The organism is Caballeronia humi (genome assembly GCF_001544475.1).
In the GTDB taxonomy this organism is placed as follows: Bacteria; Pseudomonadota; Gammaproteobacteria; order Burkholderiales; family Burkholderiaceae; genus Caballeronia; species Caballeronia humi.
Genome location: NZ_FCNW02000079.1, coordinates 1 through 17,320, shown reverse-complemented (window position 1 = coordinate 17,320; position 17,320 = coordinate 1). Strand labels below are relative to the sequence as shown.

Here is a 17,320-nt window from a genome sequence, read left to right as displayed (position 1 = left end):
GTCCGCAATGTAGGTTGCGGACGCAATCGTCGCCCTTAAACACCGACGATGATAGGTGTGTTCTATTTAGCGCTTACGAACGTCGGCAAAGGGTTTCACCTCAACCGCCGTGGTCACTTTGTCGTGCTGCAGGACGTTTCGTTCGAGGTCGCCGCAGGAGAGTTCGTGGTTCTCGTCGGACCGAGCGGCTGCGGAAAGACGACGCTGCTCGATTTGATCGGCGGCCTGACGAAACCCGACGGCGGCACGATTCACGTCGGCGGACGACCGATCAAGGGTCCGGGGCTCGACCGTGGCATCGTGTTCCAGCAGTACGCGCTATTTCCGTGGAAGACCGCACAGGGCAACGTCGAATTCGGACTGGAGGCGAAGGGCGTCGCGCGACACGAGCGGGCGGCACGCGCGCGCCACTATCTCGACCTCGTGGGGCTGTCGGGATTCGAAGACCGCTATCCGCATGAGTTGTCGGGGGGCATGAAGCAGCGCGTAGCGATCGCGCGGGCGCTTTCGTTTGACCCGGACGTGCTGCTGATGGATGAACCGTTCGCGGCGCTCGACGCCCAGACGCGCGAAACGCTGCAGGACGAACTCCTGCGTATCTGGCAAAGAACGGGGAAGACCATCGTGTTCATCACGCATGGCATCGACGAAGCCGTGTATCTCGGACAACGCGTGCTGGTGATGGCGGCAGCGCCCGGGCGCATTACGCATGCGCTCGACGTTCGTCTGAATCACGACGATCCCGCGCAGGATCTGCGCGCGACGCCGGAATTCGTGCGGCTACGGCACGAGATCTGGGAACTCATTCACAATCGCCGCGACGCTTCGCGCCCGCGTGTGGCACACGCGGCTTGACGGACCTAATTATTCCATGAGCACGATTTCCGCACGAACGCCGCAGGCGCGGCCGGTGGCCGTCTTTCTCACGGACGTGCTGCCACGCTTTGTCCGCGGCAGCATCGCCATCGTCGTTTTCCTTGCTCTTTGGGAACTCTTGCCGCGCGCCGGCTGGGTCGATTCAACGTTCCTGCCGCCGTTTTCGTCGGTGGTCCGTGCGCTGATCGGAATGGCCGTGTCGGGCGAATTGACCGCACATCTGTTCGCGAGCGCTGGACGGGCGTTGATCGGCTTTGCCATTGCCATCGCGATCGGCGTGCCGCTCGGTCTTCTCATCGGCTGGTATCGCTCGCTCGCCGACATCCTCAATCCGCTGCTGGAACTGTTCCGTAACACCGCGCCGCTCGCTTTGCTGCCGGTGTTCGTTCTGGTGCTCGGCATGGGGGAAACGTCCAAGATATCGATGGTCGTGTATTCGTGCCTGTGGCCGGTCGTGCTCAACACGGTCAGCGGTGTCCGTAATGTTGATCCTTTGCTGATCCGCTCGGCACGCTCGATGGGTCTCTCGCCGCTGAAACTTTTTCGCAAGGTCGTGTTGCCTGCCGCCGTGCCCACCGTTTTCACCGGTATTCGCGTGGCTGGCGCTTATTCGATTCTGGTCCTGATCGCAGCGGAAATGGTCGGTGCGAAAGCGGGGCTCGGCTATCTGGTCAATTACTCGCAGTTCACCTTCGAGATTCCGAAGATGTATGCGGGCATCGTCACGCAGTCGCTGCTCGGCCTCGTCTTCAACCATGCGGTCGTGCTGGTCGAGCGACGCCTGACCGCGTGGAAAGGTGAGGGCTGAGCGGTACGCGATCGCTGCCCGGAAGCGACGATCCACTCGTCGCGCTAAGGTTTGACGAACCTCAGGGTCATCCGGTCGGATTCGCCGATCGCGGCATAAGTGGCCCGATCGGCGTCGCCGTCTTTGTAGGTCGGCGGAAGAGACCAGACACCGTGAGGATGGTTCGTCGTATCGCGTGGGTTGGCGTTGATCTCGCTGCGAGCAGCCAGCACGAAACCCGCCGCCTGAGCGTGCTCGATCACGAAGGCTTCGGTCACATAGCCACTGTCGATCATTTGCTGAACACTGGCATCCGGCCGCGCGCGGTGTTCCTCGACGCCAAGTTCTCCACCGGGTTTGAGGGCGGCATGGAATGCGCGCAGGTTTGCGTCGAGCTGGCCGTCCTTGATCCAGTTGTGGATGTTGCGGAACGTGAGCACCCGGTCGAATCGCTCATGCGCGTCGAAGCCGGAGAACTCGCCGGCGCGCAAGGCGCCTACCGTGACCTTGCCGTAGGTGTTCGGCGCGGCCGCGAGCTTGCGCAGAAAGGTTGCGTCGGTCGCGCGCTCGTCGTCGTCGAGTTCGGGTAGCGTGCTTCGATACTGCGCCTCGTACAGATGTCCGCCGTCGCGGAGATAGGGCGCGAGAATGTCCGTGTACCAGCCGCCGCCCGGTGCGATCTCGAGTACGGTCTGCGTCGGCGAAAGGCCGAAGAACTGCAACGTTTCCTTCGGATGACGGTAGACGTCGCGCGCCCGGGCCTTGTCGGCGCGTTGCGGCCCGCTGATTGCCGTATTCAGGGACTGTGCGCTGGCAGCGGACGAACCTGCTTGCGACAAGTCCTGCCACGGCGTGGTGCATCCGGCGAGCGCGACTGCGATGAGCGTCGCGGCGGCGGCGATGGAGCGTGATCGGTGGCGAGAGGAGATAGTCATAGCCGAGGCGAGAGTACGGGATATCGACAGGATACGGGGCTTCCATCGGCACTGTGCGATCAATGTACCGGCAGGCTGACTCACTGCGTAAAAGGTTTTCGGCCCGTCGCAAAGATAAGCCGACGGGTCAGTTCAATCCCTCGTACGCCACGACGCGCCTCGAGCGTATCGCCGAGACGTTCCCGCAGACGATTCAGTTCGTGATCCGGAAGCGCGGAAAGTTGAACAACCGAGCCGAAAACAGTCATCAGCCTACGCGTGAACGGAGCGCCGCATGCGTGGCTTCCGCGATCCAAAACGTACGCAGGTGTTCCTGTCGAGCTTCGGCCCGATCAGGCAGCACTTCGCGCTCAAGCGACATCTACTGCGCGCGCAAACAACTCGGCGAAAGCTTTGCGGCATGGCATCGCTTCACTGACCTCACCCAAGATCCGTCCGCTTTCTGAGCAAATGTGCGTCCTCTGCGCAATTGCGTCGCTAACACTTTAACGTGACAACGCCCTCGCGAGATACCCATCCGACAGCTGCATGAAGCCGAGGAAATCGTGGCGCTCCGGGATTCCGGGAAGCTGCATTTCCTGCCGGTCAGGCTGCAAGACGGCGACCTGAAGACTCCTGCATATCTCAAGAATCTCCAGTACGCGCGCTTGTCGGACATGGGCTCGCCGGCGGAAGTCGTGTCCCGGGTCAAGCGGCTTCTGGCCGACGGAGGCTGACCGTGGCAACAATTCCGCTGGCTCATTGAAACGCCTCACATATTGACGCGCCGCAGCGTCGCAGTAGTCCGACGGGTTCCCCTCCAATCGCGCCAATTCTCGGGTGCTTCGTCCGGCGCCGTCCTAAGATAAGGTATTCTGATTAGCGGCAATCCGTCCATGAGAGCGCCCCCTCTCGTTTCCTCTCATCTTTTACCGCCAAGGACACCGACATGCCGATCCGAAAAGTCTCTGCCAGCGAAGCGAGCGCGTTCGTGCGCGATGCGGACATACCCACCGTGAAGCGCGATGGAGGCGGGCCGATCACGCCCGGCCTCACGCCTCCCTCTTTCGATGCCGCCAAGGACGAGCAAGTGGTGGTCGGGTCCGGCATCGTCTCGTTCAAGAGCGGCATGCCGCAGAACCGCCGCGAGGCGATCACCAATTCGCTGCTGCTCGCCCAGCTGGTGCTAAAGAAGAAGGGCCTGTCGCCCGAAGACGGGTCGAACTGGTTCCACGAATACGCGTCCGTGCTCGCCAACCTGGGTTGGCTCGTGGAGACCTCGGAAATGAGCGCGTATGTCGCGCAAAGTGACGACGTCGACGTGCACAAGGCCATCATTGCCGTCGCCGGCATGCTGCTCGGCCCCGCCGCGCAGGTGGCCGCGCTGCCGCTCATCAAGACGACGCTGGATGCGCTCGGGTCCATGGATGCGAGCACGCCTTGGATCACGCTCTTCAACCGCGAGAGCAAGACCACCAACGCGACCAGCTTCCAGCTCGCGCTCGCCCAGCCCGCCGAGGATCCGCAGCGCACCACGGTCTCGATGATGGCCTTCTCGCTGAACGCGTCGATGAACGTTACGCAGGTGCTGTTCTTCAAGCTCGACAGCAGCGATGTCACCCTCAGGCGCGTCGCGACCACCGCAGAGATCAATACTTCGGTGCTCGACTCCGTACAGGACGCGCTGCGCCAGAAGGTTTCGTCATTCACCGTCAACTATCTGAGCGAGCTCAGCATCTGACGCGCCGTGGCGGCCGGCGTGTCAGGCGCCGGCCGCGGCGAGCCCCTGCTCGAACAGCAATGCTTCGAGTTCGCGGCGGCGCACCAGCCCGGCCATCTTGGGATTGTTTTCCCACAGCCGCTTCATCGAGCGGATCTGCGCGGGAATGTCCTTCAGGTTGCCCGAATCGACATCCGCCGCGATCTGGCGCATTTCGTTATAGCGGTCGCCCGGCAGGGTGAACGACGCGCCACGGTTGTAGACCAGCGACACCAGCGCGCCCAGACTGTCGCCGGACATCTGTGCGGCCTTGGGTAAAGCGTGAACGGTCTGGCCGGTCGTGCGCCTGACCGAGGTCGCGCGGAAAACCTGGTTGGCGGCGTCGAAGGGCACGTCCACCGAGGCGACGCCCGGTAGCGACTGCTGCGCTGTGGGCCCTTTCTTGCCGCACACCGCCTTCAGCTTGTTCACGGCGTCCTGCCCGATGGCGGCCGTCCAGTCTTGGGCCAGCTGATCCGCGGTGCAATAACCGCAGTCGTAACCGATTCCGATGGTTGGCCCCGACTGGCCGCCGGGCCAAGTCGGATGGCGGTAGCGCGCGTTATAGAGTTCGGCGCTCGTGACCTCGAACGTGACGATCAGTTCGACGGCCCGGTCGGAGATGGCCGGCACGGCATCTCGCGTCCTGACCAGTTCGGGAGGATGATCGGCCTCGTATTGCTTGCGCTCCTCGTCGTGAGCCGTCTGTTGCAGGATCTCGGCGGACCCGCGGGTCTGACCGAGCAAAAGATCGAAGGTGGTCGTCATGAGGGCCTCCATCAGGACAAGCGCGCGAGGCGCATGAGTCATTCTAGGTGCCGACTGCAGGCACCATCGGCCAATGGCCCTGCGCGAAATGCCTTCCGTATTGGAAAAACGCTTCTGCCTTGCCGCAGACGATCCTTTCGCGCCCGGCAACGAAGCTCACGACCATTCGCTTTTGCGCGATGCTCATCGGTCTTTTGCCATCCGAATCAGTTTCGCCGCCGCGTCGTCCGCGTTGCAATGTGCGCCAACCCACATTGAACCCGCCGCGCCGCTTGATCTTAAAGAATCCTCAACTATCAATCAATATCGCCTTACGGTGCCGTTCGACGCCGCGCTCAGCGCGCCATGCCACGCCACGGCCGATCTCGTCCAATAAAGCTGACCATGCCAGAACCCACTCCTCACGTCACCTTCGTCGTGCCGTCGGACGATTCCGTCGGCAGTCCTGCGCCGGCCCAGCCCAACGACCTGCCGCTTCCCGGCACATCGCGCGATTTCGTGCGGCTCGCGACCACGCGAGGCGCCGGCAACGACCGCAAGGTTTCGGCCACGCTTGGCCTCGATGTCGTGATCATCCGCGTGCAGGATGGCCCGGCGCTGGTCCTGCATCCCGAGACCGCACGCGAACTGCTGCTCGGCCAACAGGAAATCGACCGTTGCACGCGCGACGGCGCGCCACCCGCGCCCGCCCCCGCCGAGGTGCGCGTTCCGATGCGGCTGCAATGGCGCGGCCTGCAGCGCGCGGGCTTCATGCAACCCACGCAGCAGCGCGGCATGGTGAAGGATGTGCTGTGCGCGAGCATCCAAATCTTCCGGCCGCAGAATCTGTTCGACATCAAGGGCGTTATTGCCGGCGCGATCGCGCAGAAGGTGATCAGTCATTTCGACGAGCGCGTGAAGCCGGGGCTCTACCGCCTCTCGGCGACCGGGCTGGGGGCGCTCTCCGCCGCGACGGCGGTCTCCCGGGTCACTCTCGCGGCGGGCGTCAGCCAGCCGGTGCTAGTCTTGCTGCACGGCACCTTCTCCGACGCGAGCGGAACCTTCGGGAAGCTCTGGGCCGAGCACGCGGATCTGATCAAGCGCATCTTCGAACGATATGGCAACGGCGTCTACGCGCTCGAACACCCGACGCTCGGCGTGAGCCCGATCGCGAATGCGCGCGCGCTCATCGAGACCATGCCGAAGGGCACGCGGCTGCATCTGCTCAGCCACTCGCGCGGCGGCCTGATCGCCGAGGTGCTGGCACGCGCGTGCAGCGGCATCAACCTGAGCGAGACCGATCTCGAACCGTTCACGAAGTTTGGGGGCACCCGCGACCTGGACGACCTGAAGGCGCTTATCCGGTACGCGCGCAGCAACGATATCCGCGTGGAGCGGGTGGTGCGCGTCGCGTGTCCGGCGCGCGGCACGCTGCTCGCGTCGCGCCGGCTCGATGCATATCTGTCGGTGGTGCGCTGGCTGCTTGAGTTGGCGCAGATTCCGGTCGCCCCGGCGCTGATGGAGCTGCTCGCCGATGTCGCGCGCTGCCGCATGGACCCTGCCGAGGCGCCGGGGCTGGCCGCGCAGATGCCGGACAGCCCGCTGATCCAGTGGCTGCACGAGATCGGCACGCCGCTGCCGGGCGTTTTGCGCGTGGTGGCGGGTGACATGGAAGGCGGCTCGGTCGGCTCGTGGATCCAGACGCTGCTTTCCGATGCCTTCTTCTGGACCGACAACGACCTCGTCGTGCAGACGCGTTCCATGTATGGCGGCGCGCCGCGCGCGACTGACGCCAGCTTCGTGCTGGACCGCGGCGACAAGGTGTCGCATTTCGCCTACTTCGCCAATGCGCGCACCGCGAAACTGATTGCCGACGCGCTCATCACCGACGCGCCGCCCGCCGATTTCCGGCCGATCGGGCCGCTGTCATGGGCGGGCGAGTCGTCCGAGGGCACGCGCGGCCCGGGCCGCCGCCGCGGCGAATCCCAGCCGGACAAGCCTGCGGTGTTCCTACTGCCGGGCATCCTCGGCAGCCATCTGAAGGTGAACGGCCAGCGCGTTTGGCTCAGCTGGCGGCTCGTCAACGGGCTCGACCGGTTGCACTTCAGCGAACCGCAGCCGGATGGCGTCACTCCCGACGAGCCGATTGGCATGACCTATGACGATCTCACCGATTTCCTCGGCGAGACGCACGAAGTCATCGAGTTTGCGTTCGACTGGCGCAAGCCGATGGAGGACGAGGCCCAGCGCCTGGCCGACGCGGTGCAGCAGACGCTGACGCAGCGTATGCATAGCGCGCAGCCGGTGCGCATCATCGCGCATTCGATGGGTGGACTGCTCGCGCGCGCGATGCAACTCGAACGTCCGGATGTGTGGGACCGGATGCTGGCGCATCCGAAGTCGCGCTTCCTGATGCTCGGCACGCCCAACGGCGGCTCGTGGGCGCCGATGCAGGTGCTCACCGGCGACGACACCTTCGGCAACGCGCTCGTCACGCTCGGCTCGCCGTTCCGCGATCACGCGGCGCGCCAGATGATGGCCGAGCTGCCCGGCTTCCTGCAGTTGCAGGCGGGCCTGTCCGCCGACGGCGCGACGCTTGCGCGCGCCGAGACGTGGCGTGCGCTGGCGGACGCCGATGCCGCAGCGCTCAGCCAGTACAACTGGTGGCATACGAGTCCCGAGCAGGTCGCGGTGTTCAAGTGGGGCATTCCGACCCAGTCGATTCTCGACCGCGCTCTCGCATGGTCGAAGCGGCTCGATGCGCAGCGCGAGAAAATGCCCGGCATCTTCCGCGGCAAGGCGGTGATGGTCGTGGGCAGGGCGACGCTCACGCCCTGCGGCTATGAGCAAGGCGAGCAGGGCCTGACTTATCTGCACGTCGAGGAAGACGCGGGAGACGGCCGCGTGACGCTGCAGAGCGCGACCCTGCCGGACGTGCCGATGTGGCGCGTGCCCGTCGCGCATGGCGACCTGCCAAAGGCAAAGGACGCGTTCGCGGCCTTTCTCGATCTGCTGGAAACCGGCACGACCAAGCGTTTGCTGCCAGCCGAGGCCAGCACGAAGGGCTCGCGTGGCGCAGCGGTGGTCGGCGTAGCGGTGAACGGCGAGATGAAGCGCTGGAGGCCGTCGCGCGCGCCGGGTGCGATCACGCCGCCGCGCGGCACGGACGATCTGCAACGCGTCGGCGGAGCGGAGGACGCCACAAGCGACACGCCCGCAGTGAGCGCGCTGAAGATCACAGTGCTAAATGGAAATCTTAAGTTCACGCATGATCCGTTGATGCTAGGGCATTACCGCGGCTTCGCGCTTTCCGGCACGGAACGGGTGGTCGATCCGCAGATCGGCGATACCATGAGCGCGTCGTTAAGACTCGGCCGGTATCCTCAGACTCTCGAATCGCAACTGATCTTCATCAACCGGACCGCGAGTCTGGTCAACGAGCGGCAGTTGCCGCGTCCGGCCGGCGTCGTCGTGATCGGTCTCGGCAACGAGGGCGAGCTGCGCACGAGCGATGCGATCGCCTCGGTCAGGCAGGGCGTCATCGCGTGGTCGCAACGCCTGCTGGAAACGGAGTCCTCTCGCTTTGGACCCTTCCGCTTCTCTGCTGTGCTGGCGGGCAGCGGCGGCATCAACGTGACCGCGGGCGCGGCCGCGCGATATATCGCCGAGGGCGTGTCGCAGGCCAACGAGCGGCTCGCGAGCATGAAGTGGCCGCAGGTCGAGCGGCTCACCATCGTCGAACTGTTTCTCGATCGCGCAACCGAAGCGTACCGTTCGCTCCAGCTTCTGAACGAGGCGATGCCCGGGCGCTTCGCCATCGACGATTGCGTGCAGCATGGCACCGGCGCGCTGCGGCGGCCGCTCGAATCGAGTTATCGCGGCGCCGACTACGATCTAATCAGCGCAGTGTCCCGGGTGACGGCGGAGGGAGAGCGCGAGATCGCCTTCACGCTCGACACGCGGCGCGCGCGCACGGAAGTCCGGTGCGTCGGCACGCAGCCACGGCTGCTTCGCGAACTGGTGTCGGCGGCGTCGAATGATCAGAGCCGCGATGTCGATATCCGCAGCACGCTGTTCCAGCTCGTCGTGCCGCTGGAAATCCGCCCATTTCTCGCCGGATCGACGGAGATGCTGATTCAGGTCGATGACGGCACCGCGGGCATTCCGTGGGAGCTTCTCGACACCACCCCGAGCGACAGCAGCCAGCTGGCGGACGGCCGCCCCTGGGCGATTCGCTCGAAACTCATCCGCAAGCTGCGCATGACCGACGACCGCCGCTTCGTCGCGGATGCGGATAGCACCGCCCAAGTCCTTGTGATCGGCGAGCCCGATTGCGACACAATGCGCTATGCGCGCCTGCCGGGCGCGCGCTCCGAGGCCGTAGCGGTAGCACAACTGGTCAAGGACAGGCTCGGTGAAGACGACGTGTCTTCGCTCATCGGCGACGAGAACGGCATCGTGCGGCCGAGCGCCCGCGCAGTTATCACCGCCCTGATGAAACGCGACTGGCGCATCGTGCATATCGCGGGGCACGGCGAAGCGCCGGACAGCAGCGACACACCGCCCTCGGGCAAGGATGAGGACCGGCTCAAGGGCGTGGTGCTGTCCAACGGCACCTACCTCGGCCCGCGCGAAATCCGCAACATGGAACGCGTGCCCGAGCTCGTGTTCGTGAACTGCTGCCATCTCGCGGAGCGGGACACGCGGCAGCTTCTCGCTGACGAAATGCACAGGCCGGTGGATCGCCCGCAGTTCGCCGCCAACGTGGCGCAGGCGCTGATCGGCATCGGCGTGCGCTGCGTGATCGCGGCGGGGTGGGCGGTCGATGACGAACCCGCCAAGATTTTCGCGACCACCTTCTACGAAGCCGTGCTCAAGGGCGAGCGCTTCGGCGACGCGGTCGGTCTGGCGCGCGAGGCCGCATGGAAGAAAGGCGGCAACACCTGGGCCGCCTATCAGTGTTATGGCGATGCCAACTGGCGGCTCAACTGCAAGCTCGCGAAGGAAGAGAAGAAGCCGAGGGCGCTGGAGGACTACTACGCCAATGTCGCGTCGGCACCGGCGCTCACGCTCGCACTCGAGGCGCTCATCGTCAAGCTTCGTTATGACGACGACGACGACCTGCAGATGAACAAGGATCTCGGTCGTCTGCGTTATCTGGAGTCGCGTTTCGGCGAGAAATGGCAATCGATGGGCGCGGTGGCCGAGGCTTTCGGCATGGCGTGGGCCGAAGCGGGCCTGGATGAGCAGGCGGTGGCGTGGTACGACAAGGCGGTGAAAGCTAATGACGGGAGCGCGGCCCTGAAGGCGGCCGAACAATATGCGAACCTGTCCGTCAAATGCGCGTGGGCGACGCTGCGTGACCTGGCGGACAACGGCAATCTCCCTGCGGCGGAGCGCAGCGCGGCCATCGCGAAAGCCCTCGCGAGAGTCGATGACGCGATCGCTCGCATCGAAGCGCTCATTAGGCTCAATCCGACGATGGAGCGCTATAACATTCTCGCCTCCGCCTATAAGCGTCGCGCGATGATCGAGCGTTTTGCGGGGCGGACCGTGCAGGAAAGAGACGCCCTCAAAGACATGTCGAAATACTATGCGAAAGCGCTCGATCAGGCGCGCCTGACCAATAACTCGAACTCGTTCTATCCTGCACTCAATTGCCTTGCGACCGAACTCGTGATGCGCCCGGCAGGCGCCCTCCAGGCGCTGGACGAAGCGCTTGCTAGCAATATCGCCAGCTGGCTCAAGACGAAAAATGAGCAGGACCCCGACTTCTGGAGCGTGTATGCGGAGTCCGAGCTGAGCCTATACCGCTCGGTCGCGAACGGCTCGCTCGCGACCGACCTGCTCGAACTCGAAACGGAACTCAAGCGCCTGCAAGACCGGGTGCCGTCGCCCAAATACTGGCGCTCGGTGTCCGGGCAGTGCGAGTTCGTGCTGGAGCGCTATCGCGTTTTCGCAAACGAAACCGAGAGAGCCGCGTCAGACAAGCTGCGCAATCTGGTAAGCACATGGGCAGGAGAAAAGTGCAAGCCGTGAGGCCGGCGCGCGCCGTTTTACGCGGCTCTCGCCAGTTCGCGCTCAATGTCGGCGGTCCACGTCGGCTTCACGTTCGCAAGTTCCGGAATCTCCGCTTTTGCCGTTGGATAGCTGAGAGAATTCAACAATGTTGTCGTGTCGTTCCGCAACAGCTCTGAGAGCAGGTAGAGAAGTTGGAGTGGACCAGGCAAAAAAGTTACGTAACAGCCCGTTGGGGTCTTTTTGAAAAGGCTGCTTAGTTTAAGCCACACTCCAGAGACTATCGACGTCTAAATGCCAAGGTATGGAGCGCAACTTCCAGGTAGGATTTAAGCGCCAGAGAAAACCCGCATGCGCCGGATTTGATCCGATTGTCAAGAATATCTTCAACGTCCATGGAGTTCACGTGCAATGCAAAAGCGAATCTTTACAAGCTATCGGCGCGAGAAATGCGCGGATCGCGCAGGCCGCTTGCATGACAATCTGGTCGAATACTTTGAACCCGGTGCCGTCTTCAAGGACATCGAGAGTATCTTCCCGGAATGGATTGGGAAGACGCCATAGAGAGAGAACTCTCAAGCTGCCACGTATTGCTCGCCCTGATCGGCCCGCACTGGCTGAGCCGCACCTGCGTTGACGGCCGCAGCAGAATTCGTGCGCACGACGACTGGGTGCGAAGAGAGATCGCTACCGCTGGAGCGAGACATCGCCGTGATTCCGCTCCTCTTCGATGGCGTTTGCATGCCCGATGCTGCGAACCTTCCAGAGGACCTCCACAAGCTAACAAGGCGCCAGAGCCGGGTTATATCACTCGTTAACTGGGAATCCGACGTCAAACTTTTGACTGAGGACATCAAGAGGCATTGTCACGTTTGCTGGGGCAGTCGCGTAAGATTGCGCGATGAAGAATACAAGATCGCTCTATCACGGTCACCGCTTTCCGACGGTGGTCATCAACTGCGCCGTGCGGTGGTATTTCCGCTTTCAGTTAAGCCTGCGCGACATCGAGGAATAACTGTTCGAGCGCGGGGTTGTCGTCAGTTACGAAACGATTCGGCGATGGTGCGACAAATTTGGCGCGTGCTTTGCCCACCGCGTGAAGACCGCTCGCCGCAAGCCCGGCACCACCTGGCATCTGGACGAAGTATTTGTGACGTTGCGCGGCGAGCCTTATCTGCTGTGGCGGGCTGTTGATCAGCACGGTGCCGAACTCGATATCCTGCTGCAGAAGCGTCGCGACAAGGCCGGCCGCTAAGCGGTTTTTCAAGCGCATGCTTGCCTCTTGTCCCGAAGTGCCACGCAAGATCGTCACCGACCAGTTGCGCAGCTATCCCGCCGCGAAAGCCGAAATCGCCGAGTTGGTGAACGTCAAGCACGTCTTCGTCAAAGCCAGCGCCCGGTTGAACAACCGAGCCGAAAACAGTCATCAGCCTACGCGTGAACGGGAGCGCCGCATGCGTGGCTTCCGCGATCCGAAACGTACGCAGGTGTTCCTGTCAAGCTTCGGCCCGATCAAGCAGCACTTCGCGCTCAGGCGACATCTACTGCGCGCCTCCCTTTACCGTAAACAACTCGGCGAAAGCTTTGCGGCATGGCATCGCTTCACTGACCTCACCCAAGATCCGTCCGCTTTCTGAGCAAATGTGCGTCCTCTGCGCAATTGCGTCGCTAACACTTTAACGTGACAACGCCGTTTCTGGAGATGACTGGATATGTTCGCGAAGATGTCATCGGCCGATCAGTATATGAACTCGATGTATTCGAGAACGCCGATAAGCGGAGCATCGCGATTGAACGCCTGAGCCAGGACGCGACGATCCCGCAGATGGAAGCGGAACTCCGGCTTCCGGATGGCGGATTCAAGCCGGTCGTGGTGGCGGGACAACCGATCGATATCGGTGAGGAGGATTGCATGCTGTTCACTTTCATGGATCTGGAACCGCGCAAGAAAGCAGAGAGCACGCTGCGGCAGAGCGAGGAACGTTTTCAAAAGGCTTTTCGCATGCTGCCGGTCCCGAGTGCCGTGGTGACTGCCGACAATTTTGTGATTCTCGATCTCAACGAGGCCTTTACTGCAACGACAGGTTATGCGGGCGAAGATATCATCGGTCGTGCGGGCGCGGATGCCAACGTCTGGATGGGTGATGTCCGCAGCCAGATCGCGAGTTTGCTGGAGACAGGCACTGGCGTTCGCAATATCGAATTCGACGTACGCAAGAAGAATGGCGAGACGATTCGCTGCCTTGTGTCGGCGGAATCGGTCAGCATCAATCGGCAGGATTGCGTGCTGATGGCGTGGCTCGATATCAGTGATCGAAAGCGCTCGGAAATGGAACTTGTTGAGGCGATTGAAGCGGTCATGCAAGACGCATCGTGGTTCAGCAAAACTTTGATCGAGAAACTGGCGAATGTCCGGCGCGCCAATGCGCCGGAGACGTCTGCGGGCCGGCTCGACGACTTGACCGCACGGGAGCGCGACGTATTCGATGCCCTTTGTGAAGGCCAGGCTGACAAGGATATTGCCAACCGCCTCGGTCTTGCGTTGAACACCGTTCGCAATCACGTGGCGACGATCTACGCAAAGCTGGATCTTCACAGTCGTAGCGAGGTAGTGGTTTGGGCGCGCGAGAATGCTTATTTCGGCTTCGCGGATCGCAAGAAGGAGCGATAAACAGAAGTAATTGTTGCGATGACAACTGTCCGAGATCGAGATTTCCAGCGGGAAAGTCGGCCCACGCAGTCAGTCCGGCATGCTAGTGCGAGTCTAAGCCATGCGAAGGGGGGTGCGGCGCAATTCATGGACTATCAGGAGCTAGTCCATGTATTCGTACGAAGACCGCATCCGAGCAGTGAAGTTCTATCTGAAGCTCGGAAAGCGCCTTACCGCGACCGTTCGTCAATTAGGTTATCCCACAACGAAATCTCTCGAACGCTGTTATCACGACCTGGCGTCAGCAAACGACTGAGGCCGTGCGCGCAGCAATCGTGCAAACCGTTCGGCGCAGGCCAGAGACGGCAAACAGATGGTGGCCGCATACATCATTTTCGCGGCGAATCTTTCGACGAAGAACTTCTCGGGGCTGGTGATGCCTGCGATGCTACCCACCGCCGTTGGCGGCCCAGAGATTGGTAATCTTGCAGAAGCGGCGCGTTGCGCTGAAGGGGCGACCGTCGATTCGAGCGCAAGGCGCTATGAACAGAAACATTGCCTGCTGGTGGTAGAACACGCGTCTCACCCGTCCACAAGCACCCCACGCAGTCTCCGAGAGCGAAGATGTCCGACTCCAATTCGCTCTGCAGCGAACTTGTGACCTCCACCTCGTTGATGTGATTGATCGCGAGACCGCCGAGAGATGCCAGTCTTCACCGACAAATTAAACGCCTTCAGCAATTCGGATCGTAAGACTTAACCGGGCGCGGGCAGCCGTGCCGGTGTACCTCAGAGCTCGCCTACTACACGTGCCTTGATGGTTTCGTACTCGGAATCGCTAATCAGACCTTTATCTAGCATTTCTTTGGCACGCTGAAGTCGTGCGGTCAAGTCGTCGACGGATGAGGTGTCATCGCCAGTGAACGCGCTACGTCCCGCGCCACCTTGGAAGCCGCCTGACTTGGCTCGCAACTCTTCAAGTTCCCGCAGCCGTCGCTTTTCCCTCCACGCTTGTTCCTGAGCCTGACAGATGCGATAGACGGCCTGTGCTTCCGCTTTGCGAAGACCGGCGAATTTGTAGGTGCGTACCGATCCGGCGATGGCCAAGTCTGGCTGCGTCAGCGCGGCCACGGTCAAGTCGCTACCGAAAATGCCGACGCGCACTTGCGCGTTTTTTACGTCCTGCCAGCGGATATCCGTTGGCGTAAAGCCGCCGAGTAGCCCCCGCTTGATTGCGATCAACCGACCAGTGGATGCGGACACAACCTCCCGCCGGTGCAACAGCGCGAACAAGCGCCGTTGGATCGAAAAGCATTGCAGGCTCTCGTTTGGAACCAGCATCGAGGAAAGGTGATCGAGCGCCTTTTTTACCCGAGTCTCGTTTGTCGATTCGGCAAGTTTGGTCATGGGGGAGAGTTTCGCTGAGGTTGGCAGAATGCGGTATATCGGCATCCAACCGCTTTTCTTGAGTCCCCGCACGTGGAGTGGCGCTACAGAACGCCTTGGCGCGCCGACGGCACGCTCATCGAGACGGGCAAGTCATCTGGCGCGACGGGACGAGCAATGAGCAACTCAAGCCGGACGTTGATATGGATCTCCAGATCAGTGATCAGCGAGGACTGGCTCGACCTCAACGTGACGACGTCCATAACCTTCGAAGATTGAAGGGTGGAAGCTGAGCCCCGCGTTGTCCCTCAGCTCAGGGTGGTTTAGAGTTTTACATAAATAGGAATACAATTGGGGCCGAATCAGCACGAGAGTGCTGACCGGCCGGGCGGTTCTCGAGGGGTCGGCCTCGCGTTTGCCCGCGAGCGGTCTGATGCGGTAGGGTGCGGGTTTCACTCACAGAACAGGGCTGTGCATGAACAGACAGGAACTCATCGATGCTATCGCCGGTCGCTCCACAGAGCGAGGCCGCCAGGGGCGAATGCCATCGATGCCGTGCTCGCAGCGATCACGAGCGCCGTAACGAAAGGCAACACAGCGCAGCTGGTAGGGTTCGCGGTGAACGCGCCGTGACGAAGAATGACATCGCGCCGACTGCTTACGCGGGGTTGCACCGTGATATTGCGGACGTCCTTACGTCCACGCGCGCGGCCGCCGCGCGCAGCGTCAATGCGTTAATGACGGCGACCTACTGGCAAATTGGCCGGCGCATCGTGGAATTCGAGCAGGGCGGTGAGGGCAGGGCCGCCTACGGCGAAGCCTTGATCAGGCGACTCGGCGCCGATCTGTCGCAACGGTTTGGGCGAGGCTTCGGCTGGCGTAATCTCGCTCAGATGCGAGCCTTTTATCTCGCCTGGCCGGCTGAACAGATTGTCCCGACACCGTCTGCAAATTCTGCGGCACGAGCGGTCTCCGGGGTGCCCATGCGGGCCGTGCTCGAACCGGCCGCCCTCGCGCAGGCGTTTCGTCTGCCGTTATATGGGAGCTAACTATTTTTAAAGCGTGCTCAGTCATACGACTGCCGGTGGAGCATCAAAACACCCATAACGACATCTGATTGCAGCACATGGTCACTGTTCGCTTTGCGCGCCGTCTTGCGCTGCTTCGCTGTGAGATCACGCGAAATATCGCCTTGCTATCGCGGAGGGTGGGAGGCCGTTGATGGACAGAAATGTCTGAAAGACGCGACCGAAATTGCCAGGACTATCAACGGGAATTTTATCGACATGGCTGTGATCGAGTGGTGCAAATTGTTTGGTGACTGACCGGGAAAGCGCCATTGGCGACGGTTCGTTCGAGGCGACGCGGCTCAGGCGGAATTTCGGAGCGCCCTGCTGACGGCGCTTGATCTCCCAATGCCGCGTTGTTGGCGTCGGCGATCAGCTAAGTTTGAGCTTTTGCGTAAGCGTCCGCTTTCGAAGCGGGCGCGTACGCTTATGAACGGCGCGCCGCCGCTTCCAGAAACTCAGTCAGCAACGGATGCGGCGCGCCATCACGCGACGACAGTTCGGGATGCCCCTGCATGCCCGCAACGAACGGATGCTTATCGGCCTCGATGGCATCGGCGATCGAGCCGCTCTCGTCGTGCGCGCTGACGGTCACGCCGAGCGTCGCGAGCGGCGCTTCAAGCGCCGGATTGAGTCTGTAGCGATGATTGCAGAGAATGCTCGCCTGCGCGCCGAGCATGGCTGCGATACGCGATCCCGGCACGAGGCTTATCTGCCGCAAGCCTAAGCGATGCAACGACATGCCATCCTCGCCAACATGAATCGGCTCGAAGCTGGCGACGCGCGCGTCGGGCTGCGCATCCTTTATGCCGATCTCATCGCTCTTCAATGCGAGCCGTGCGATGGCTGTCGCCATTGACTGCATGCCGAGACACAAACCCACGACCGGAATCGACGCCAGCCAGCCGAAACGCGCGGCCTCGATCTGTCCCGCCACGCGCGCCATGTCCGCGCCGCCCGGCAAAAGAATGCCGTGAGCATCGGCGAGCAAAGTTTCTGCGTTGTTGCGGTCGATCTCCTGCGCCGCGATGAAGCGCAAGTCGAGATCGAAGCCGAGCGCATCGGCGGCGTCACCGAGGGCGGCGAGCGTCGCGGGGTATTGCTGATGCTGGTCGC

At 62.3% G+C, this 17,320-nt stretch carries 10 protein-coding genes and 4 pseudogenes; 10 read left to right on the top strand and 4 right to left on the bottom strand.

All coding sequences use genetic code 11. From position 1 onward, the window contains the following. Positions 1-48: 48 nt before the first annotated feature. Both AWB65_RS32065 and AWB65_RS32060 read left to right on the top strand, forming a co-directional pair. Positions 49-855: an ABC transporter ATP-binding protein gene (locus AWB65_RS32065; protein ID WP_087670876.1), complete on the top strand. Its 807-nt coding sequence runs from the start codon at positions 49-51 to the stop codon at positions 853-855. Between the two features lie 16 nt (positions 856-871). Next, positions 872-1,684, top strand: coding sequence for an ABC transporter permease (locus tag AWB65_RS32060; RefSeq protein WP_087670875.1), 813 nt, complete (start codon positions 872-874; stop codon positions 1,682-1,684). 44 nt (positions 1,685-1,728) lie between these two features. On the opposite strand, the gene AWB65_RS32055 is transcribed toward AWB65_RS32060, so the two are convergent. Beyond that, the gene (locus tag AWB65_RS32055; protein ID WP_087670874.1) at positions 1,729-2,598 is read right to left on the bottom strand and encodes a class I SAM-dependent methyltransferase; all 870 of its coding nucleotides are present in this window, start codon (positions 2,596-2,598) and stop codon (positions 1,729-1,731) included. 221 nt (positions 2,599-2,819) lie between these two features. On the opposite strand from AWB65_RS32055, the pseudogene AWB65_RS32050 reads away from it, so the two are divergent. The 3 genes and pseudogenes from AWB65_RS32050 to AWB65_RS32040 form a co-directional block, all read left to right on the top strand. Continuing rightward, positions 2,820-3,044 (top strand): annotated as a pseudogene (locus AWB65_RS32050) (IS6 family transposase); the annotation flags it as partial. Positions 3,045-3,143: 99 nt separating this feature from the next. Then, positions 3,144-3,314, top strand: a complete 171-nt coding sequence (locus tag AWB65_RS36500; RefSeq protein WP_159907911.1) for a hypothetical protein — start codon at positions 3,144-3,146, stop codon at positions 3,312-3,314. A gap of 254 nt (positions 3,315-3,568) precedes the next feature. Continuing rightward, on the top strand, positions 3,569-4,318 hold the full coding sequence (locus AWB65_RS32040; protein WP_125474270.1) for a hypothetical protein: 750 nt from the start codon (positions 3,569-3,571) through the stop codon (positions 4,316-4,318). Positions 4,319-4,339: 21 nt separating this feature from the next. Here AWB65_RS32040 and AWB65_RS32035 read toward each other — a convergent pair whose 3' ends face one another. Further along, a complete protein-coding gene (locus AWB65_RS32035) occupies positions 4,340-5,104 on the bottom strand; it encodes a DUF8812 domain-containing protein (protein WP_087670871.1) in 765 nt (254 codons plus the stop codon). A gap of 73 nt (positions 5,105-5,177) precedes the next feature. Here AWB65_RS32035 and AWB65_RS36025 point away from each other — a divergent pair, with 73 nt between their 5' ends. The 4 genes and pseudogenes from AWB65_RS36025 to AWB65_RS32010 all read left to right on the top strand — a co-directional run. After that, positions 5,178-5,480, top strand: a complete 303-nt coding sequence (locus AWB65_RS36025; RefSeq protein ID WP_125474269.1) for a hypothetical protein — start codon at positions 5,178-5,180, stop codon at positions 5,478-5,480. Positions 5,481-5,488: 8 nt separating this feature from the next. Further along, a complete protein-coding gene (locus tag AWB65_RS32030) occupies positions 5,489-11,122 on the top strand; it encodes a DUF7379 domain-containing protein (protein ID WP_159907908.1) in 5,634 nt (1,877 codons plus the stop codon). Between the two features lie 880 nt (positions 11,123-12,002). Further along, positions 12,003-12,738, top strand: a pseudogene (locus AWB65_RS36020) (IS6 family transposase). 35 nt (positions 12,739-12,773) lie between these two features. Then, a pseudogene (locus AWB65_RS32010) lies at positions 12,774-13,772 on the top strand (helix-turn-helix transcriptional regulator); the annotation flags it as partial. Positions 13,773-14,540: 768 nt separating this feature from the next. Here the strand turns inward: AWB65_RS32010 and AWB65_RS32005 are convergent. Beyond that, positions 14,541-15,158, bottom strand: coding sequence for an SHOCT domain-containing protein (locus AWB65_RS32005; protein WP_087670865.1), 618 nt, complete (start codon positions 15,156-15,158; stop codon positions 14,541-14,543). 716 nt (positions 15,159-15,874) lie between these two features. Here AWB65_RS32005 and AWB65_RS32000 point away from each other — a divergent pair. Continuing rightward, positions 15,875-16,171 (top strand): annotated as a pseudogene (locus tag AWB65_RS32000) (DUF1016 N-terminal domain-containing protein); the annotation flags it as partial. A gap of 460 nt (positions 16,172-16,631) precedes the next feature. On the opposite strand, the gene AWB65_RS31995 reads toward AWB65_RS32000, so the two are convergent. Beyond that, the coding region (locus tag AWB65_RS31995) for a glutamine amidotransferase-related protein (RefSeq protein ID WP_200821847.1) at positions 16,632-17,320 on the bottom strand (689 nt) is incomplete at its 5' end.